This is a genomic window from Kitasatospora sp. Root107 (genome assembly GCF_001424875.1).
Classification (GTDB): domain Bacteria; phylum Actinomycetota; class Actinomycetes; order Streptomycetales; family Streptomycetaceae; genus Kitasatospora.
The window spans coordinates 140969-160712 of sequence record NZ_LMCT01000056.1 but is presented as its reverse complement, the minus strand read 5'-3'; the positions used below and the strand labels follow the sequence as shown (position 1 = coordinate 160712).

At 71.8% G+C, this 19744-nt stretch carries 14 protein-coding genes and 1 pseudogene; 10 read left to right on the top strand and 5 right to left on the bottom strand.

What is annotated here, in order from left to right; translation table 11 throughout:
• Positions 1 to 47: 47 nt before the first annotated feature.
• Genes ASC99_RS30990 through ASC99_RS30980 form a run of 3 tightly spaced genes read right to left on the bottom strand, consistent with a single transcriptional unit; the run spans position 48 to position 3439 of the window.
• Entirely contained in the window at positions 48 to 914 is an 867-nt protein-coding gene (locus ASC99_RS30990) for a geranyl diphosphate 2-C-methyltransferase (protein WP_057238311.1), read from the bottom strand.
• A gap of 18 nt (positions 915 to 932) precedes the next feature.
• On the bottom strand, positions 933 to 2045 hold the full coding sequence (locus ASC99_RS30985) for a family 2 encapsulin nanocompartment cargo protein terpene cyclase (protein ID WP_369824233.1): 1113 nt from the start codon (positions 2043 to 2045) through the stop codon (positions 933 to 935).
• Positions 2042 to 3439, bottom strand: coding sequence for a family 2B encapsulin nanocompartment shell protein (locus ASC99_RS30980; protein WP_057238309.1), 1398 nt, complete (start codon positions 3437 to 3439; stop codon positions 2042 to 2044). Before ASC99_RS30980 ends, ASC99_RS30985 begins: the two co-directional genes overlap by 4 nt.
• A 418-nt stretch (positions 3440 to 3857) precedes the next feature.
• Here ASC99_RS30980 and ASC99_RS30975 point away from each other — a divergent pair, with 418 nt between their 5' ends.
• Positions 3858 to 5036 (top strand): hypothetical protein, encoded by a 1179-nt coding sequence (locus ASC99_RS30975; RefSeq protein WP_157531874.1) that lies wholly within the window; start codon positions 3858 to 3860, stop codon positions 5034 to 5036.
• On the opposite strand, the gene ASC99_RS30970 is transcribed toward ASC99_RS30975, so the two are convergent.
• Positions 5033 to 5626 (bottom strand): TetR/AcrR family transcriptional regulator, encoded by a 594-nt coding sequence (locus tag ASC99_RS30970; protein ID WP_057238304.1) that lies wholly within the window; start codon positions 5624 to 5626, stop codon positions 5033 to 5035. The genes ASC99_RS30975 and ASC99_RS30970 overlap by 4 nt on opposite strands.
• 100 nt (positions 5627 to 5726) lie before the next feature.
• On the opposite strand from ASC99_RS30970, the gene ASC99_RS30965 reads away from it, so the two are divergent.
• The 4 genes from ASC99_RS30965 (at position 5727) to ASC99_RS30950 (ending at position 10440) form a co-directional block, all read left to right on the top strand.
• Positions 5727 to 6572: a class I SAM-dependent methyltransferase gene (locus ASC99_RS30965; protein ID WP_057238301.1), complete on the top strand. Its 846-nt coding sequence runs from the start codon at positions 5727 to 5729 to the stop codon at positions 6570 to 6572.
• Between the two features lie 474 nt (positions 6573 to 7046).
• Positions 7047 to 9581, top strand: coding sequence for a nitrate- and nitrite sensing domain-containing protein (locus tag ASC99_RS30960; RefSeq protein WP_063857244.1), 2535 nt, complete (start codon positions 7047 to 7049; stop codon positions 9579 to 9581).
• Positions 9578 to 10015: a roadblock/LC7 domain-containing protein gene (locus ASC99_RS30955; RefSeq protein WP_057238300.1), complete on the top strand. Its 438-nt coding sequence runs from the start codon at positions 9578 to 9580 to the stop codon at positions 10013 to 10015. Before ASC99_RS30960 ends, ASC99_RS30955 begins: the two co-directional genes overlap by 4 nt.
• A complete protein-coding gene (locus ASC99_RS30950) occupies positions 10012 to 10440 on the top strand; it encodes a DUF742 domain-containing protein (RefSeq protein WP_369824232.1) in 429 nt (142 codons plus the stop codon). The genes ASC99_RS30955 and ASC99_RS30950 overlap by 4 nt, the downstream gene beginning before the upstream one ends.
• 6 nt (positions 10441 to 10446) lie before the next feature.
• Here the strand turns inward: ASC99_RS30950 and ASC99_RS30945 are convergent, their stop codons facing one another.
• On the bottom strand, positions 10447 to 12090 hold the full coding sequence (locus tag ASC99_RS30945) for a transposase (RefSeq protein WP_157531873.1): 1644 nt from the start codon (positions 12088 to 12090) through the stop codon (positions 10447 to 10449).
• 219 nt (positions 12091 to 12309) lie between these two features.
• Between ASC99_RS30945 and ASC99_RS30940 the strand changes: the two genes are divergently transcribed.
• The 5 genes and pseudogenes from ASC99_RS30940 to ASC99_RS30920 all read left to right on the top strand — a co-directional run bounded on the left by ASC99_RS30940 (position 12310) and on the right by ASC99_RS30920 (position 19728).
• Positions 12310 to 12885, top strand: coding sequence for an ATP/GTP-binding protein (locus ASC99_RS30940; RefSeq protein WP_057238299.1), 576 nt, complete (start codon positions 12310 to 12312; stop codon positions 12883 to 12885).
• A 45-nt stretch (positions 12886 to 12930) separates the two neighbouring features.
• The gene (locus tag ASC99_RS30935) at positions 12931 to 14064 is read left to right on the top strand and encodes an FAD-dependent monooxygenase (protein ID WP_057238298.1); all 1134 of its coding nucleotides are present in this window, start codon (positions 12931 to 12933) and stop codon (positions 14062 to 14064) included.
• A 197-nt stretch (positions 14065 to 14261) separates the two neighbouring features.
• The gene (locus ASC99_RS30930; protein WP_057238297.1) at positions 14262 to 14777 is read left to right on the top strand and encodes a hypothetical protein; all 516 of its coding nucleotides are present in this window, start codon (positions 14262 to 14264) and stop codon (positions 14775 to 14777) included.
• Between the two features lie 333 nt (positions 14778 to 15110).
• Positions 15111 to 16725 (top strand): annotated as a pseudogene (locus ASC99_RS30925) (glycosyltransferase).
• Between the two features lie 15 nt (positions 16726 to 16740).
• Complete coding sequence (locus tag ASC99_RS30920; RefSeq protein ID WP_082598775.1) at positions 16741 to 19728, top strand: acyltransferase family protein; 2988 nt, start codon at positions 16741 to 16743, stop codon at positions 19726 to 19728.
• The last annotated feature ends 16 nt before the right edge of the window (positions 19729 to 19744 follow it).

Here is a 19744-nt window from a genome sequence, read left to right as displayed (position 1 = left end):
TCCGAGGAGGAACCGGCTTCCGTGCCCGGAGGGCGCCTGACCGTAGGTCAGACGCGGTCGGCCGCGATCAGGAGGTACTGGAAGGAGCCGTCCTTGTAGGAGTTGATGAAGGCCTCCTCGATGCCGGTGACCAGCGAGGAGGTGGCGCGGAGCTCCCAGTAGGGCAGGGTCGCGGGGGTCAGGTCGATGATGGTCTGGGGTACGAGGCGGTTGTCGGCCATCGCGCGGAGGTACTCGCGGCGGGAGTGGATGTTGCACTCGAAGTGGGCGTTGATCTGGGAGACCCACTTGGACGGCTGGCCGTAGACGGGGTTCCAGCAGCCGGTGATGGTCACGTAGCGGCCGCCCTGGGCGAGTACGCGGGCGTGCTCGGCGAAGAGGTCCTCGAGGTCCACGTACATGCTGGACTCGTTGTTCCAGGAGGCGGCGGCCTGGCCGGTCTCGAACGGCATGTGGAGCATGTTGGCGACCCGGGCGCGGACGGCGTGGTCGATGCCGAGGTCGCGGGCGCGCTGGTTGCCGAAGTCGGCCTGCTTGGCGGAGAGGGTGACGCCCTCGACGGTGCAGTTGAAACGCTGATGGGCCATCACCATGGAGCCGCCGCGGCCGCAGCCGGCGTCGACCAGGGTGTCCTCGGCGCGGATCGGACCGAGGTGGTCCAGCAGGACGTCGGTCTGGGCGGACTCCAGGCGGTGCAGCTCGGTGACGAGCCGCTCCTCGCGCTCGGCGTCCGGGCCCGCCTCCAGGGCGGCGTGGTCGACGTCGCCGATGCCGTAGTGGTGGTGGTAGAGGCCGTCGACGTCGCCGAGGCGCAGATTGACCGGGCGGGCCTCGTGGTCCCAGTAGCGGGCGATGTCGCCCTGGTAGCTGGTGGCGGGAGCGGGGATGGCGGCGTTGGGAACGGTGGTGGTCATGGGGTTTCTCCTCTTGGGCTACCAGAAATCGGGAAGGGTGTAGCGGTAGGTGTTGGTCCGGTGCCAGTGGTGGTTGCCGTCGATCCAGACCGCGACGCCGCGCAGGTAGCGCAGCAGAGTCGGGACGGGGCAGGCGGCGGCGAGTGCGGCGGCCTCGGCCTCGAAGGCGTGCATCAGGTCGTTGTGGATCCGGACGGCCTTGAGGTACGCCTCGCGGTCGGTGAGGTTCTCGTGGTGGGCCAGCACCACGGGCAGGTTGACGTGCAGCCCCGGGCTGGCGAGTTCCTTGGTGTACGAGTAGAGGTCGTTCATCACGGTGGTCGCGTTGGCCGCGAGGGCGATGACGCGTTGCAGGGCCGGCTGGGCGTGCAGTTCGGCGGCCAGTTCGTAGCCGCCGATGGTGTCGGTGAGGGTGGGGCAGGGCCGGAAGCTGTTGAACTGACGCATCGCCAGGTACTCCCACACCTGCGGGACGTACTCGGTCTGGTCCCAGGCCGCCTCGGCGAGGTAGCCCATGTGCAGCCGGGCCATGTCGTGGCGGTAGCGGTCGGCCTGGGACGGGGTGGCGGCCTCGGTGAAGTACTGCATGGCGGAGCGGTAGGCCCGCCGGGGAGCGTCGGCCTGTAGGGACTCCTCCCAGGCGGGCCGGTACTCGGGGGTGGTGTGGAGGTCGTCGAGTGCGGTGTGGGCGAGCAGCAGGCGTCCGCCGAGGCCGACCGGGGAGCCGCCGTGGTCCTCGCAGTAGGTGTCGTCGAGGACGTTCTCGGCGGCCATCAGGCGGGTGGCGATCATCAGGTGGTCGACGGTGGGGGCGTCGGGGTGACAGACCGTCATGTAACTGCCGAGGGCGAAGCCGTCGAACTGGTCCTCCCACTCCGGGGGAAAGAGCTGGACCTCCTCCACGGCCCAGGCCTTGATGCGCCGGCTGACCTCCTCGACCCGGACGGGGTCGGGCTCGGCGACGGGGTGGTGGTAGAGGCCGGGGACCGGGTCGCCTGGCGCCGGGCGGCCCTGCTCGGACGGCTCCGAGGCCGGGACGGTGGCCGCTGGCGGCTGAGTCAGGTAGAGGCTCTGGGTGCCCAGGCCGCTGGGGCCGCGCAGGATGCGCTGCAGGTCGGTGGAGTCGATCACGCCGCTGCCCCGATCTGGCAGTTCTCGAGCAGCCCGAGAGCGTCGGGGACCAGGACGGCGGCGGAGAAGTAGGCGGTGACCAGGTAGCGCATGACGGCCTGTTGGTTCATGCCCATGAAACGGACGTTCAGCCCGGACTCCACCTCTTCGGGCAGCTCCTGCGGTCGCAGGCCGATGACGCCCTGCTCCTTCTCGCCGAAGCGCATCGCCATGATGGTGGAGGTGTGGGTGTCGGAGACCGGGATCTTGGAGCAGGGGTAGATCGGTACGTTGCGCCAGGCGGGCACCGTACGGCCGTTGACCTCGGCGGGGTCTGGGTAGAGGCCGCGCTTGTTGCACTCGGCGAAGAACGCCGCGATCACCTTGGGATGGGCGAAGAACGCGTGGGTGGAGCGGCGCATGGCGAGCAGCTGGTCGAGGTCGTCGGGGGTGGGTGGGCCGCTGCGGGTGGAGATCCGCTGCTCGTAGGCGGCGTTGTGCAGCAGGCCGAACTCGCGGTTGTTGACGATCTCGTGTTCCTGCCGCTCGCGGAGCTCCTCCACGGTCAGCCGCAGCTGCTGCTGCAGCTGGTCCATCGGGTCGTTGTAGAGGTCCGCGACCCGGGTGTGGACCTGGAGCACGGTCTGAGCGAGCGACAGCTCGTACTCCCTGGGCGCGAGTTCGTAGTCGACGAAGGTGGTGGGCAGCTGTGGTTCACCCCGGTGACCGGCGCTCAGCTCGATCTCGGCCTCGCCCTTGCGGTTCACGGCGCGCTTCGCGCGGGCCCGGAAGGCGTCGGCGTGTGCCCGGAGGGAGGGCGTGCGGTCGAGGATCTCCCGGTACCCGGCCCAGGGCAGTGCGAGGACGGTGGCCTCGGTGGCGGCCCTGAGGGTGGCCGACCATTCGGCTCCGGGACGCAGGTGGGCCTCGTCGCCCAGGTGGGCGCCGTCGGTGACCATGCCCAGCAGTTGGGCCTCGCCGTACTTCCCGGCGACGATCCGTTCGAGCCGGCCGTGGGCGATCAGGAAGACCTCCTCGACCGGCTGTCCCTGTTCGGCGAGGAGGTCGCCGGGCCGGATGTGCCGGGGCTCGAACCGGGCGGCGATCTCGGCGAGTACGTCCTGGTCGGGGTAGTCGCGCAGGGCGGGGAGCGCGTCCAACGAGGCCGGTACGACCCGGACTTGGTCGGCGCCCTGCTGAACGAAGAGCACCCGCCCGGCACCGGTCCGCAGGGTCAGCCGCCGGTTGACCCGGTAGGTGCCGGCGGCGACGTCCACCCAGGGCATCGCCCGCAGCAGGTTGCGGGAGGTGATGCCCTGCATCTGTGGTTCGGACTTGGTGGTGGTGGCCAGCTGCCTGGCCGCCTGCGTGGACAGGCTCAACTGCGGCGCGGGTGGTGCTTCCAGGTCGGGCAAGGCTACTCCTCGAGGAAAGGCGCCCGCCGGGCCTGCCGGGGCGCGAGTTCACCGCAAAAGCGCGTCAGGCGAACCGGCCTGTCCGGCCGGTGCACCTGACGCGGGTGAGAGCGCGTGCCTGCGCTACGAGACGTGGAACGGCGGCACGGTGAGCGGTGTGGCAAACACTGACAGATCCCCCCAGACCGGCTGACGGCTTCCGAGGATCATGATTACGGAGTTCGGTCGGCCGCCGGAGCAAAGGACCGCAAGAGACCGAATATGATCGTGCCGGTTCGTACGGCGGTGCGGGATCAGGTCAGGGCGAGGCTCCAGAACTCCGTACGCCGGTCACGCTCACCGTCCTGAATCCTCGCGTAGCTGACGGCGTGTTCGGATACCGTCCGATGATCACATCAGGCCGAGCTCGAGGAGAGCAGTGACCGTACGCCCGCCTACCCGCAGATGCGCCGTCCCGGCCGCCGCGTTGCTCGCCACGACCATCCTGGTGCTGAGCGGTTGTACGAGTCCTGGCGGAGGCGCCGACGCGGCGCCCGCCGGGCCGCCGCTCGCGGGGCCCGGCCGGTTGGTGGTCGCCACCTGCGAGCAGTGGGCTGCGCCGTCGCCGACCATGGCGGACGGCAAGGTGCACGTGGTGACCGTCACCGCCCTGTCCGCCACCGACGGCAGGGAGGAGGCCAGCCGGATCGCCACCCTGCCGGACCGGGCCACCAGCGCCACCCTCTGCGAACCGACCCTGAGCGCCACCGTCTCGGCGACCGCCGACCGGCAGGCGTTCAACGCCGACTTCTCGCTGATCGCCGGGACCCTGGCACCGAGCGAGGGCGCGATGAAGCGGGCGGCCGCGTTCACCCTGCCCGGCGGGCAGGCGGGCTCCACTGCGCCGGCGGACGGACCGGGCGAGGACCGCCGACCGCTCTTCCAGGAGGGCTCCTCCGTTCTCTGGTACGAGACTGCGGGCCGGAAGCTGACCAGCCGTGATCTCGCCGTGCACGGTGCCGACCCGGTCATCCGGGGGACGGCGCCAGGCGAGGACTTCGCCCTGCACGGCGACCGCCCATGGCTGGGACGCCCGTTCGACACCAAGGCCGAGGGCATCTCGGTCGCCCCCGGCGGCGAGGTGGCGGCCGGGTACGCCCAGCAGCACGCGGTCCTGTGGCGCGCCGACCAGGTGGCCGGGGACGCCGACGGCATCGTGGAACCGCTGGTGCTCGGTGCGGCCACGCCGGGCTACCAGGCCGTGCCCGGTTCGGAGCAGGTGCCGCTCGGCTGCTTCCCCAGGCTCTGGCTCGACGGCCGCCAACTGCTCTGCGGGACAAGGGACAACCTCTACCGCGTCGGGTTCGCGGCCGACTTCGGCCGGGTCGAGGGCGTGGCGGCGCTGCTACCGGCCGAGAAGCAGTTCGTCTCGGGGGCGGTGCTGTCCCCGGACGGCAAGGCGCTGGCCTATCTGTCGGCCGTCGACGGCATCGAGTCGATCCACCGGATCGATCTGGTGCCGGACGCGGTTCCGGTCAAGCTGGTCGAACTGCGCCCGCCGGCAGCCGCTGCGGACGACCCCAGCAACGGACTGCCGCACCTGGTGGCCTGGCTCTAGCGGCCGGGGCCGGTGGCGCCGAGCAGGGTGGTGAGGCGCTCGATCCGGTCGTGGGCGTCCGGGGTGCCGCTCTGACCGGTCATCAGCAGATGGTGGACGGTGCCGACCAGGGCCAGGGCGATGGTGGCGGTGTCGGTGGCGGGGAGGCGGCCGTGCTGCTGTTCGCGGTCGAGGTAGGCGGTGATCGCGTCCTGGACGGTGGCGAAGCCGGGGGCGCCGGCCGACAGGGCCTGCCGGATCTGCTCGGAGGCGCCGGGGCGGGTGAGGGCGAGGCCGGCCAGGGTGGGGCCAGCGGAGGACAGCAGGGCGAGGGCGACGCCGCGGAGGTTCTCGGGGACGGTTGCCTGGCCGACCCGGTGCTGGAGGCCTTCGGCCTGGTGGGCGGCCCGGGCGAAGCGGTCGAGGACCAACTCGGCGACGAACTCGTCGAGTCCGGCGAAGTGGGCGTGCAGCATGCCCTTGGCGCAGCCGGCCTCGCCGGTGATGGCCCGGCTGGTCAGGGCGCCGGGGCCTTCGCGGGTCAGTACCTGCTCGGCTGCGGTGAACAGGCGCTCGCGGATGTCGGGGATCGCCACTCCACGCGGTGACATGAGATCTCTCCTGAGGGATTGTCAGTTTGGGCAAGCGCCCATACTGTTTGGGCAAGCGCCCATACTAACCTCGGGCGCCCAGCCAGCAGGAGGCGGATCCGTGCGAACCACTGCCAATGTCGAACAGCACCAGGCCTGGAACGGCCATGAAGGGGCTCACTGGGCCCAGCACCAGGACCGTTGGGACGCCGTGAACGCGGGCTTCGACGAGCCGCTGCTCACCGCCGCCGCCGTGGGAGCGGGGGACCACGTACTGGACATCGGGTGCGGAGCCGGCAGCACCACCCGCCTGGCCGCGCGCCGGGCCGGGCACGGGAGCGCCCTGGGGCTGGACCTCTCCGCGCCGATGCTGGCCCGCGCCCGGGAGTCCGCCCGCCAGGAGAAGGTGGCCAACGTCGAATTCGAGCAGGCGGACGCCCAGACCCACCCACTCGACCCCGCCGCCTTCGATGCCGCGATCAGCCGCTTCGGCGTGATGTTCTTCGCCGACCCGGTGGCCGCCTTCGCCAACATCGCCCGTGCGCTGCGCCCAGGTGGCCGGCTCGCGTTCGTCTGCTCCGCGGCTGCCGAGCGCAACGAGTGGCTCCAGGCGATGGCGGCACTCGGCGCCCATCTGCCGACCGGCGGTTTCGGTACGCCGGGCGGGCCGGGCATGTTCTCGCTGGCGGACTCCGGCCGGGTGCGGGAGGTGCTGGCCGCTGCCGGGTTCACCGGCATCGCGGTGGCGGGGGTCGAGGCGTACGGGACCTGGGGGAGTGGCGCGGAGGAGGTGGCGGACTTCCTGCTCGACTCAGGACCGGGCCGCCACCTGACAGGCCAGGTCGGCCCGGTGGATCGGGAGCGGGCCCGGGCCGATCTGGTCGCCGTGCTGCGTGGTCACGAGCGGGACGGCGCCGTCCGGCTGCGCAGCGCGGCCTGGTTGGTCACCGCCCACCGCCCGGGGTGACCCGGCCGAGGCATGTGCACGGCGAGTTACGGGCGGATGGCGGCGGTCGGGGGCCGGCAGACCCATGGCCGGTCGGTGGAGCGAGGTGCGGAAGGGGTGGGCGGGTCGAGGGTGACGGCCCCTCAGGGGTGGGCTGACCAGCGCTGACGTGCGGCAGTGGGATCGAATGGCGATCCGGGGGCGCGAAGTCGGCGGTGGGATGGCCGGTGAACGAACAAAGGGTGGGAAGAATGTGACGGCCCGTGAACTTTGGCGCGAGGTTTCGTGGTTGTTATTCGCTATGACTAATATCCATCCGTCAATGTTCTTATCGGACAAGGTCGGTCCTTCGCGACCGCCGCCGTCTCCAAGGAGAATGCCCTGCGCGCGCGTGCGTCTCGGCGGATCGCCCCAACGAACCAGGGGTCGGCGGCCGAGTCGTCGCCCCCCACGGCAGCCCGACGGAGTGGCCGGGCCGGCCGCCGCCGGTCCCGGTTGTCACTGCGGTCCGCACTGCTGACCCTGGCCATCGTCCCCGGTCTCGCGTTGGCCGCCCTCTGGGCGGTGACGACGGGTGAGACCTTCGTCAACTTCCAGCGGATGGCCGCCCAGGGGCAGTTGGCCCAGCAGGCCGGCCAGCCGTCCAACATCGTGTACTACAACCTCCAGGAGGAGCGCCGGCTCAGCGCCGAGTCGATCGCCAAGCCCGGCAGCGTCACCGACAAGCTGCGCGAGCAGCGGCGCAAGACCGACGAGGCGATCAGCACCTTCCAGAAGCTGTCCGACATCGCCACCGACGACGCTCCCACCGAGGTACGCGACGCGGTGGTCCAGGCCCGGCAGGCGATGGGGCAGCTCGACTCGCAGCGGGCCGCCGTGGACGAGGGCGGCTCGGCCGACCGGCAGGCGACCGTCTACCGCTACTACACCGACCTGATCGCGGTCGACCTGCGGCTGTTCGGCGCGCTCAGCCACGTCGACGACGGCAAGGTCACCACGATCTCGCAGCCGCTGGTCGCGCTGTTCTGGACCAAGGAGATGATCTCCCGTTCGGATGCGCTGCTGGCCCGTGGCTGGCCGGTCGGACGGCTCTCGGTCCAGGACTACCAGCAGGTCCAGCAGGCGGTGCACGAGCAGCCGTTCCGCTATGGCACCGAGGTGGTTCCCTACCTGAAGCCGGCCGAGGCGGCGATGTGGCAGGAGATCGTCAGCAGCCCGGCCTGGCAGGCCAAGACCGAGGTCGAGCAGTCCCTGCTGAAGCCCACCGCAGCCGACGGCGCCGGCACCGTGCCGCTGGCGCCGAACCAGCAGAAGTGGCGTCAGGCGATGGACCAGCTGACACCCAAGCTGGTCGCCCTGATGGAGAGCAGGACCAGCGGTGTGGTCGAGGTCGGCCTCGGCTCGATCACCCATCTGCTGCTGACCGTGGTGCTGACCAGCGTGATCGGCCTGTTCGCGGTCATCGCGGTGATCGTCACCACCTGGCGGCTGACCCGCTCGATGCGTCGCCGGATCACCGAACTCCAGGAGCAGGCCGAGCAGTTGGAGCGCAGCCTGCCCGAGGTGGTGGAGCGGCTGGCCCAGGGCGAGCAGATCGACCTGGCGGCCGAGGCGGCCGCCATCGAGCAGGAGCCGCAGGGCACCGGGGACGAGCTCGCCCGGCTCGGCCAGGCGCTCAACCTGGCCCGCGCCAGCGCGATCGCGGCGGCCGTCCGGCAGGCCGACCAGCACCGCGGCTTCGAGAAGCTGCTGCAGCGGATCGCCCGCCGGACCCAGCTGCTGATCGGTCAGCAGCTGCGCAAGCTGGACGAGCTGGAGCGACGGCACGAGGACCCAGAGGTGCTGGAGGGTCTGTTCGACCTCGACCACCTGACCGCCCGGCTGCGCCGTTACGAGGAGAACCTGGTCATCCTGGCCGGCGGTACCCCGCACCGGCGCTGGCGGAAGCCGGTACCGCTGCTGGACGTGCTGCGCGCCGCCCAGGGCGAGGTGCAGGACTACACCCGGGTGGTGCTCGACCTGGACGGCAGCCCTTGGCTGTCCGAGCGGGCGGTCGGCCCGGTCGCGCACGTGGTCGCCGAGCTGGTAGAGAACGCACTGAGCTTCTCGCCGCCGCCGACCCCGGTGGAGGTCCGGGCCGGCACGGTCGGCCGGGGCCTGGCGATCGAGGTGGAGGACCGCGGCCTCGGCATGGACGAGGAGCAGCTGGCCGCCGCCAACGACCTGATGAGCCGTCCGCCGCGGCTGGACGTGCTGGCCAGGACCGAGGACATCCGGCTCGGCTTCCACGTGATCGCCCGGCTGGCCGCCCAGCACGGGCTGCGGGTCGAGTTCCGGCAGTCCGCCTTCGGCGGCACCCGGGCGATCCTGCTGCTGCCGGACACCCTGCTGGTCGGCCCGCCCGGCGTGCACGCGGTGCCGGACGTCACCTCCGCCGAGGTGCTGCCGACCCGCTCGCGGGGTGAGGCGCTGGCCAGGGCGACCGCTCCCGAACTGCCCCGCGCGGTGCAGAGCGGCCAGGAGTCGTACCGTCCGGTGGCCGAACTGCCGTACGGCGGGCCGGAACCGCGGCAGGACGGGCCGTACCGGCCCGAGCTGTACGGCGACCCGTTCCCGCAGGCAGGCCCGTTCCCGCAGCCGGACCCCTTCCCGACGGCGGACCCGTTCCCGGCGGCCCTTCCGTTCCCCGCCGCCGACCCGTTCCCGTCGGCCGAGCACGGCTACAGCGGCCTGCCGTACCAGCAGCAGTCCCGGACGCCCGCCGAGCCGGAGGCGGAGCCGCCGCTGCCGCGCCGGGTCCGGCAGGCCAGCCTGGTGGACGAGCTGCGGCTCGCCCCGACGGAGTCGAACACCCGCCCGAAGCCGCCCCGTTGGGACGAGAACCCGCTGCTCCGACCGGCCCCCCGACGGGCCGGAGCAGCGATCGGAGCGTTCCAGCGGCGCTCCAGGGCCGCCCGGGAGAACCCGGCGGCGCCGCTCGACGACAGCGGGCAGGATCTGCCCACCCCTACGACGGAAGACCGGTCATGACGCGCACCACCGCCACCCATCAGGATCTCGACTGGCTGCTCGACGGCCTCGTGGACTCGGTGCCCGGGACCAGAAACGCCGTGCTGCTCTCCGACGACGGCCTGGTGGTCAGTCACTCGCGGACCATCGACCGCGCGGACGCGGAGCGCCTGGCCGCCGTCGCCACCGGGCAGCAGAGCCTGGCGCGTGGCGTCGGACAGCTCTTCGACGGCGGTCCGGTGCACCAGGTCATCGTCGAACTGGCCGAGCTGTGGCTGTTCATCATCACGGCCGGCCAGGGCACCCACCTGGCGGTGACCGCCTCCCAGGAGGTCGACGCCGAGGTGATGTCGCTGGCCATGCACAAGCTGGTGCAGCAGGTCGGCCAGAAGCTCAGCACCCCGGCCCGCGGCGACTTCGACGCCTTCGGGGCCCGTGGTGGTGGTCGGGGGTGACCTCGCCGCCGCACTGGTACCGGGACCCGGTGGCCGACGAGGCCGAGGAGGACGCCGCCGACTCGATGGTGCGTCCGTACACCGTGACCCGGGGCCGCACGGCCCCGGAGCGGGACGACTTCAGCCTGATCACGGTGCTGACCACGGTCCGGGAGCAGAGCGACGAGTTCGGGGCCCCGGTCCGGCCGTCGGCGCGCGGGCTGCAGCCCGAGCACCGGGTGGTGCTGGAGCGATGTCGGCGTTCCGCGGCCCTGGCCGAGGTGGCCGCCGAACTGCGGCTGCCGGTCTCGCTGGCCAAGATCCTGGTCGCCGACCTGGTGTCCCAGGGCCTGCTGCTCGCGCGGGCGCCGCTCGCGGTCGCCGTCGGCGGCCGTACGGACCTCGGCCTGCTGACCGCCGTCCGCGAAGGCCTGCGGCGGCTCTGACCGTTCCTAATCAGTGAGCAGGAGTGAGTCTTGAACCCACGTCGTGGCACTGCGCGCATCCCGAACGGTTTTGGGTGCGCTGGTCGCCCGCGTTCTCGTTGTCCCCGTCCGGCTGCGTGCATCGTGTGCACGGTCCGTGACGGGGCGGCGGGTTCCCTCACGCCCCCGGTCACCTGGTTCGGCCTGGACGGTCCGATGCCCACGACGATCGCTCTGGTCGTGGTGGGGCGGTGCCGTCCGTCGCCGGATCGGGTGTCCGAGGGCGCGTCGTCCGATAGCGACAGCGGCGCTGTCGTGCCGGGTGGTGGTGCGTCGCGGCGTGGCGAGTGGCCTCTGCCAGTGCTGCGCACCCCACACGCTGGTGTAGGCGGGATCGACCGCGACGATCGCCAGGCCGCTCTCGGCGGCCATCGAGACGAGCCGGGCGCGGAGTTTGCCGGTGGGAATGCCGGAGATCAGCTGGCGGAAGCGCTTCTTGCGGCCGTGCTTCTCGCGGGTCTTCTCGGCGGTGAAGTCCAGGTTCTCCAGGCCGATCGCCGCGACACCTCTCCTCTTGGCCCAGTGGAGGAGGCGGGTGATGGCGTGTCGGATCTGAGCATCGCGGTGATCCGCCGACCCGCTCAGGTCGTAGGGGAAGCGGCGCGGGTCGCCGAAGGGGTTGCCGTGGACGTCCAACTGCCAGGCGGCGAAGTGGTCCGCGTTGGTGTCCACGCCGACCATGCCCTGGGCGCGGGCGGTGGCCAGCGGCACGGTCTGGACGACGGGCCTGGTCCATGCCGCGTCGAGGTACCAGCGGCCGCGTGCGACGTCGTAGTGGATGCGGTAGGCGACCGCCCGGTTGTTCCCGATCCGGTCGGCCCACTCGGTGCCCCGGTGCGGGAACGACACCTTCGCCGCGAGGACGTACCGTCCGCTCTTGGCGTTGGTGTACTGCGCGAGCGGGCCGGGCAGCTTGATGCTCACCTCACCATCGGGTGTGACCCGGATCGTCTCGTTCCCAAAGCGTTTACCCGACTCCCCGTCAGCGGACAGGAACCACCGCGCCGCCTCCCACCGCTGACGCCACTCGGCTTCGGTCAGGTTCGCGGCAACCAGGTTGTGCCGGGTGTTCAGCAACTTCCGTCCGCCGCGCACCACATGCACGACACCGGCCTCACGATCGGCCCGGGCAGCCGCGAGCCGTTCCTCCAGCGCCGCGAGCCGACGGGACTTGACGAACCACTCGTGCCTGGAGCGGTAACCACCCGGGGACCGCTTGGTGCCCTTCTGCCCGACCGGCAGCGACAGGCGGTGCCGCAGCATCCGGATACCCGCATCCAACGAGTCCAGGTGCGCGGCCAGGCCGCGACGCGACAGCGCCCACTGGTCATGCGTGGCCTTGGTGACACTCCCCGCCCACCGCGACGACGACCGCACCGTCAGGTCACGCTTACGCGCGGCCCACGTCCCGTTGCTGTGGTCCAGGCCGTCCGCGCAGCGCACCTTCAGGTCCTCCGACGCCAGCGCCCCCACATGCGCACCGACCAGCCGCAACACCTTCTCATCCCCGGACGCGAGGCCCTTGAGCCGGTCGCGGACCGTCACACCCGACGGGCCAAGAGAAACGAACGGCACGTCGATCCGCCGCAGCTTCCTCTTCGACCCCGTCACGCCCTCCCCCTCCCAGCCGGTGCCACCACCCTCACACATGCCACCGACAATCGACCCGTCGACCCAACAGGCCATGATCGAAAACGCGACTCGTGGGCACTTATGGGCACCAAACCGCCCTTAATCCCCAGCAGTTCAGAACCCCCTTTCACCTCCCGCCCCACCGACCGGCCGCCGGCCCCCGCCGCGCGGCTGGTCGCGACACCCCCTGTGAGTGAGATGACAGACAGCCAGGTGGCCCAGGCCGCCGTGAAGATCCTGATCGCGGGCGGCTTCGGCGTGGGCAAGACCACCATGGTCGGCGCGGTCAGCGAGGTCGCCCCGCTGCGCACCGAGGAGTACCTGACCCGGGCCGGCGAGAGCGTGGACGACCTCTCGGGCATCGACCAGAAGGACACCACCACGGTGGCCCTGGACTTCGGCCGGATCACGGTCAGCCCCGAGCTGGTGGTCTACCTGTTCGGCACGCCGGGCCAGGAGCGGTTCTGGTTCATGTGGAACGACCTGGTCAACGGGGCGCTCGGCGGCGTGGTGATCGCCGACACCCGCCGGCTGGAGAGCAGCTTCGCCTCGATCGACTTCTTCGAGAGCCGGGGCATCCCGTTCGTGGTCGCGATCAACTGCTTCCACGGCCACAACACCCGGACCGCGCAGGAGATCAGGGCCGCGCTCGACCTCGACCCGGGGATCCCGCTGCTGATCGGCGACGTCCGCGAGCGGGCGTTCGGCCGGGACGCGCTGCTCGCCCTGGTCGACCACCTGATGGCCCTGCCCGAGCCCGCTCCCGTCGGCTGACCAACACCCCGACCTCGCCCCATACCTCCCCCGGAGAGACCTGACATGGCAACACCCCTGCGCGTCCTGATCCACGGCGGCGGCATCGGCGGCCTCACGCTGGCCACCGCGCTCGCCCAGCGCGGCCACCTGGTCCGCGTCGCCGAGCTGCGCGGCGAGCTGGACGCCCTCGGCGTCGGCATCATCCAGCCCTCCAACGCCCTGCACGTGATGGGCGAGATCGGCGTGCTCGCCGACTGCCTGGCGGCGGGCTTCGAGTGGGACACCCTGACCATCAACGACCCGGTCGGCAACACCCTGGCCAAGATCCCGCAGCCCCGGATGGCCGACGGGCCGGCCTGCAACGGCATCCCGCGCCCCGCGCTGGCCGCGGTGCTCGGCGCGGCCGCCGTCGTGGCGGGTGCCGAGATCAGCTTCGGCACCACCATCACCGAACTGGCCGACGACGGCGCGGGGGTGGAGGTCACCCTCTCCGACGGCAGCACCGGGCGCTGGGACCTGGTGGTCGGCTTCGACGGCATCGGCTCCCCGCTGCGGCAGCGGCTGTACGGCGAGCGCTACGCGCCCGAGTACACCGGCTTCGCCAACTGGCGGGTCACCGTGCCCCGGCAGAGCGAGGTGCAGGGCGTGGTGATGAGCACCGGCGACCGGACCGCCAAGGCGCTGCTGACGCCGATCACCGAGGAACTGATGTACCTGGGTGCGGTATTCGCCGAGTCCGAGGACTTCCGTCCTGACCCGGAGCGGGCCCACCAGCAGCTGGCCGAGCGGCTCGCCGCCTTCGGTGGACCGGTCGCCGAGGCGCTCACCCAGGTCACCGACCCGGCTGCGGTGGTCTACTCGCGGATCTCCCAGGTGACGGTCGAGGAGCCCTGGCACGTGGGCCGGGTGGTGCTGGCCGGCGACGCCGCGCACGCCTCCACCCCGCACATCGCCCAGGGCGCGGCGATGGCCGTCGAGGACGCCCTGGTGCTGGCCCAGTCCCTGGATGCGGCGACCGACGTCCCCGCCGCGCTGGCCGCCTGGGAGGCCCGCCGCCGCCCGCGCGCGATGTGGGTGCAGAACATCTCCCGGGCGGTGCTCAAGCAGGAGACCGGCACGCCGACCACGCCCGAGGAGGACGAGCTGTTGAAGGTCGGCATCCCCGGTGCCGCGCACGTCCTGGTCAAGCCCTACTGACCGACCCCACGGCCTGCCCGCCGGTCATGAGTACGGATACTCATGACCGGTGGGTGGGCCGACGGGACAATGGCCTGAACGAGAGACGGGGGCTTCCGGTGAGGCGAGCTGTGCCTGCGGTGCTGGTCGGGATGCTGGTGCTGGCCGGCTGTGGGAGCGTTCCTGCGGCGGACGGACCTACGGCGAGCAGGCCTGCCGTGCCGTCCCCGGTGTCCTCGTACGAGGAACAGCTGAAGCTCGCGAAGGCGGAGCACGACCGGGCGTTCCCCGAGGTGGCGGCGGCCTGCGCCGACGTGGCGTCAGGTCCGAGTACGACGCCGAGCACGACGCCGAGCACGAAGCCGGGCGGGAGCAGCAGTCCGGACCCGGAGCAGGCCAAGCACGCGGAGAACCACGCCTATCTGACCACCGTGCGGATGACCCCGGAGGCGGAGTGCCGGGGCGGGGCCCACGCCAAGCGGATCACTGCCGCCCTGACCCTCCGGGCGGCCAAGGCGTCGCTCGGCGCGGACGACGTCTACGACGTCCTCGCGGGGCTCGGATATCCGAGGCGGGAGCACCTCGTCGAAGGGTCGGCGGGCGCGTTGGGCTTCACCTTCATGCTCCCCGGGGTCGGCCCGTGCATCACCGGCAAGGTCGGCCCGCCGGTCGTGGTCGAGGCGCACGGTGTGTACGTCGAGGGTGGCTGCAATCGGCCGCGTGGCGGGCACTGACCTCCGTCGGTGACGGACTGTGACATCGGTGTGTCGTCCGTGGGCGGCTGGATGAACGTCTGCCTTCGCGAGATGCACAGCATGCGAACGGCGGTGGCGGACGAGTGCGCCGCGAGCGCCGTCCGGCCGGGCCCCGGGCCGAAGTTGGCGGACTGTTAATCCGGCGATGACCTGCTGATTCCCGCCGCGCACCGGTCCGCAGGGTGCACTGATCACCGGCCGTGGGTACTCCGGCCGGCCGGTCATCCACCCCTTGGTCGCTGGTCCAATGGTCTATACCAATTGCGCTACTGTACCCCCGTCTGCTGTCAGAGACGCGGCTGTGGGGGCCTTATGACTGTGCATCACCTTCCTCAACCTCCTTCCGATCAGGAGCTCTACTGGTATTTCGGGCCACAGCGCCGCTGGGTGCTGATCTGCACCTCGCTCGCCTTCGTGTTCACCGCGGCGACCATGCTCACCTTCTCGCTGCGCACCCCGGCTCTCTGGGCCTTCCTGGCCGTCCTCGGCCTCAACCTGGTCGCGCTCGCGCTCTCCTCGGTCAACAGCCTGCGCCAGCGCCGGCTGACCAGGCAGTCCCACGAGGTGCTGGTGAACGCCTGGCACCCGGCCGAACTGCCCACCGTGGACCTGTACTTGCCGACCTGCGGGGAGCCGCTGGACGTGCTGGAGAACGCCTACCGGGCGGTCGCGGCGATCGACTGGCCGGACGCGCTGACGGTCTGGGTGCTGGACGACGGTGACCGCACCGAGGTGGCGGGCCTGGCGGCCCGGTACGGCTACGAGTACGTGGTGCGCCCGAACCGCGGGCACCTCAAGAAGGCCGGCAACCTGAACCACGCGCTCACCCTGAGCTCGGCGGAGTACATCGCCATCCTGGACGCCGACTTCGCGCCCCGGCCGGACTTCCTGCGCCACCTGGTGCCGTACTTCGCCGACCCCAGGACCGGCATCGTGCAGAGCCCGCAGTGCTTCGACACCGACGAGACGATGGGCTGGATCCAGCGCGCCGCCGGTTCGGCCCAGGAGTGGTTCTTCCGCTGGATCCAGCCCTCCCGGGACGCCAGCGACGCCGCGATCTGCTGCGGCAGCAACGCCGTCTACCGGCGGACTGCGATCGACGCGGCCGACGGCTTCGCCAAGCTGGAGCACAGCGAGGACCTGTTCACCGGACTCGCCCTGTACGCCCAGGGGTTCCGCACCCTGTACGTCCCGGTGCTGGTAGCCAAGGGCACCTCGCCGGACAACCTCGCTTCCTTCGTCAACCAGCAGTACCGCTGGGCGATGGGCAACCTGCACCTGCTCAGCACGCCCGAACTCAAGCGGATCCGCGCGCCCTGGCGGATGCGGCTGTGCTTCTACGAGGGCATCGTCGGCTACCTCGCCACGGCGGTGAACATCTTCGCGGCGCCACTGCCGCCGCTGGTGATGATGTTCTGGTACCCGGACCAGATCCGGCCCTGGCACGTGCTGCCGCTGCTCGCCCCGCTCTGGCTCTGGCACGTCCTGCTGCCCCGGATCAGCCGGACCCGCTGGCGGGTCGAGGTGATCCGCTCCAACGTGCTGATGAGCGTGGCCGCGGGCGCCGCCTTCTGGCACACCCTGCGCGGCCGCAGCGCGGCCTGAGGTGGTCGTGGTGTCGCTGGTCTGGCTCTGCGCCTCGGTCGGCGCGGCCGGGGTCGGGCTGGCCCTGGCCGTCGCCCGCAACGGAGTTGCTCCCAACTGGGGCCTCGGTCTCTACCTTGCGGTGCAGTGCCAGATCGGCATCCCGCTGATCCGCGACCTGATCGGCGAGCTCAGACCGACCGTCGGTTGGGGGGCGGCGCGGGCCGCCGGCGGCATGCTGCCGCGCCGCTGGCCCGAGGCGCTGGCCGCCACCGCCGTACTCGTGCTCACCGCTCTGCTCGCCTCCGGCTGGGTCAGCCCGATGCTGCCCTGGCTGGGCTGAAAGGTCGTCACACCGATGTCCTCGACCGTGGTTCCGGACCTTCGTCCGGAGACCTTCACCATTCCCGGTCCACCGTCCCGCAGTTCCGCCGCCCCGAAGCGGGCGCCAGGACCCAAGGGGTTCCGCCCCGACATCGAGGGCCTGCGCGCCGTGGCGGTGCTCGCGGTGCTCGCCTTCCACGCCTCCGTCCCCGGCCTGGCCGGCGGATTCGTCGGCGTGGACGTCTTCTTCGTCATCTCCGGCTACCTGATCACCAGCCTGCTGGTGCGCGAGGCGATCACCACCGGACGGATCAGGTTGGGGGAGTTCTTCTCCCGCCGGGCTCGCCGACTGCTGCCCTCGGCTGCGCTGGTGCTCGGCGCGGTCGCGCTGGCCGGAGCCTGGCTGACCGTCCCGCTGCGCCGTACCGACCTCGAGTACGACGTGCTGGCCTCGGCGCTGTCCGTCGCCAACTGGCGCTTCGTGGCCCAGCAGACCGACTACCTGGCGGCCGGCCGGGAGCACAGCCCGTTGCTGCACTTCTGGTCGCTCGCGGTGGAGGAGCAGTTCTACCTCGGCTGGGCTCCGCTGCTGGCCGTGATCGTCTTCTTCGCCGCCCGGGCCACCCGGCGCGGCCGGGCGGTGCGCTCGACCGTGACCGTGTTGGCCGGGCTGCTGACGGTCGGTTCCTTCGGCCTCTCCCTGTACTGGACGCACGGCTCGGTCTCGCTCGCGTACCTCGGAACGCCGTCCCGGGTCTGGCAGTTCGGGATCGGCGCGCTGCTCGCGCTGCTGCCCTGGCACAAGCTGCCAGGTCCGCGTCCGCTGCGCGTGCTCTGCGGCTGGGCGGGGCTCCTGACGATCGGCTGGTGCGCCCTCGGCTACGACGCCACCACCCCCTACCCCGGGTACGCCGCGCTGGTGCCGACGCTGGCCACCGCCGCCGTGATCCTGGCGGGCACGCCCGACCGGAGCGGCGTCACCCCGGTGCCGGACACCCGGTACGGGGTGGACCGGCTGCTGTCGGCCCGGGCACCCCGGGCGGTGGGCCGGCTCTCCTACAACCTCTACCTCTGGCACTGGCCGGTGCTGGTGCTGGTCGAGGCCCGGTTCGGGGCACTGGACTGGCCGGTGAAGGTGGCCCTGACGGCGGCCGCCGCGCTGCCCGCGATGGCGGCGCTGCACTGGATCGAGCAGCCGCTGCGCCGCAGCCGGATCCTCTCCGAACTGCCCAGGCGGGGGCTCTCGTTGGGCCTGGCCGCAGTGGTCGTCCCGGTGGTGCTGGCCCTGGTGGTCGGCACCGGGACGCTCCGGCTGCTCGGCCCGGCGGGCCCGGTCGACCCGCTCGGCCTGCCGCCCGGCGCGGCCGACGGCAGGTCGCTGCTGGCCCAGACCGGCGCACCGCTCAAGGGCGGTCCGGTGGTCCCGGACGCCGCCCAGGCACGCAAGGACTTCCCGCCGGACGGCGAGTGCGAGGTGGCCCCGGCCGCCACCACCAGCCCGGCCTGCCTGTTTGGCGTCACCACCAGCCCGGACCGGATCGTGCTGCTCGGCGACTCGCACGCCGGCCAGTGGTTCTCCCCGCTGCTGGCCGTTGCGGCCGAACGGCAGTGGGCGCTGGAGGAGTTGGTCAAGCAGGGCTGCCCGCTGCCGGAACTCACCGTCATCAACCCGCAGTTGGGGCGAACCTACCGGGAGTGCGACAGCTGGCGGGCGGCCGCCCTGACCCGGCTGCAGCAGGGACCCAAGCCCCGGCTTATCGTGGTCTCCTCGCTCAACCGCTACACCGCCGACCAGCAACTGCTGCTGACCGCCTGGGAGAAGACGCTCGCGCCGCTGCGCGCGCTCGGCGTCCCGATCGTCTATCTCCAGGACACCCCGATCCCCGGTACCGACATCCCAGCCTGCGTCTCCGGACACACCGAGGACCCGTCGGCCTGCGCCTTCGGCCGCGAACAGGCGCAGTGGCCCGATCCGCTCGCCCAGGCGATCGCAGCCGGGCGGCTGCCGGGCGTGCGGTCGGTGGAGGTGAACTCGGTCATCTGCCCCGGCACGGACCGCAGTTGCCCGGCCGTCCTGGAGCGCATCCTGCTGTACCGCGACGACGCGCACCTGACCAACGTCGCGGCGATCGTGCTCACGCCCCGGCTGGAGCGGCTGCTGACCGAATCCGGGGCGCTGCCCGCGCGGAGCACTCCCGGCGCGGACGGCTGGACCCAGGTGCTGCGGGACGACTTCGACGGCCCGGCTGGCAGCCGACCGTCGGCCGCTAACTGGCAGTACGACCTGGGTACTTGCTACCCCGGCTGCCCGGCTCCGCAGTGGGGCACGGGCGAGATCGAGACGATGACCGACTCCACCGCCAACGTCCGGCTGGACGGCAAGGGCGCGCTGGAGATCGTGCCCACGCTGGCGGACGGCCGGTGGAGCTCGGGCCGGATCGAGTCCCGCCGGTCCGACCTGACGCCGCCGCCCGGCGGGGTGATGCGGATCGAGGCCTCGATCGCGCTGCCCGACGTCACCGGACCGGCGGCGGCCGGGTACTGGCCCGCCTTCTGGACCCTCGGGGCCGGGCTGCGGGACGGGTACACCGGCTGGCCCGCGATCGGTGAACTGGACGTGATGGAGCACGTCAACGGCCGGGACTCGGTGTTCGGGACGATGCACTGCGGCACCCTGAACGGCGGCCCCTGCAAGGAGCCGATGGGCCTCGGCTCGGGCGACCGGCCGTGCACCGACTGCCGGAAGTCCTTCCACACCTACGCGGTCGAGGTCGACTTCACCGCCGGTGCGGAGCAGGTGCGGTGGTACCTGGACGGTCGGGAGTACCACAAGGTGACGGCCGCTCAGATGGACGCCGCGACCTGGGACCGGGCGGTGCACCACGGCCTGTTCCTGATCCTGAACGTGGCGGTGGGCGGCAAGCTGCCGGAGGCCCTCGGCGGGTCGGTCACCCCGGCCACCGAGCCCGGGCACCCGATGCGGGTGAGCTACGTCGCGGTCTCGACCAAGCCCCGCTCCTGACAGCGGAACCCGGCGG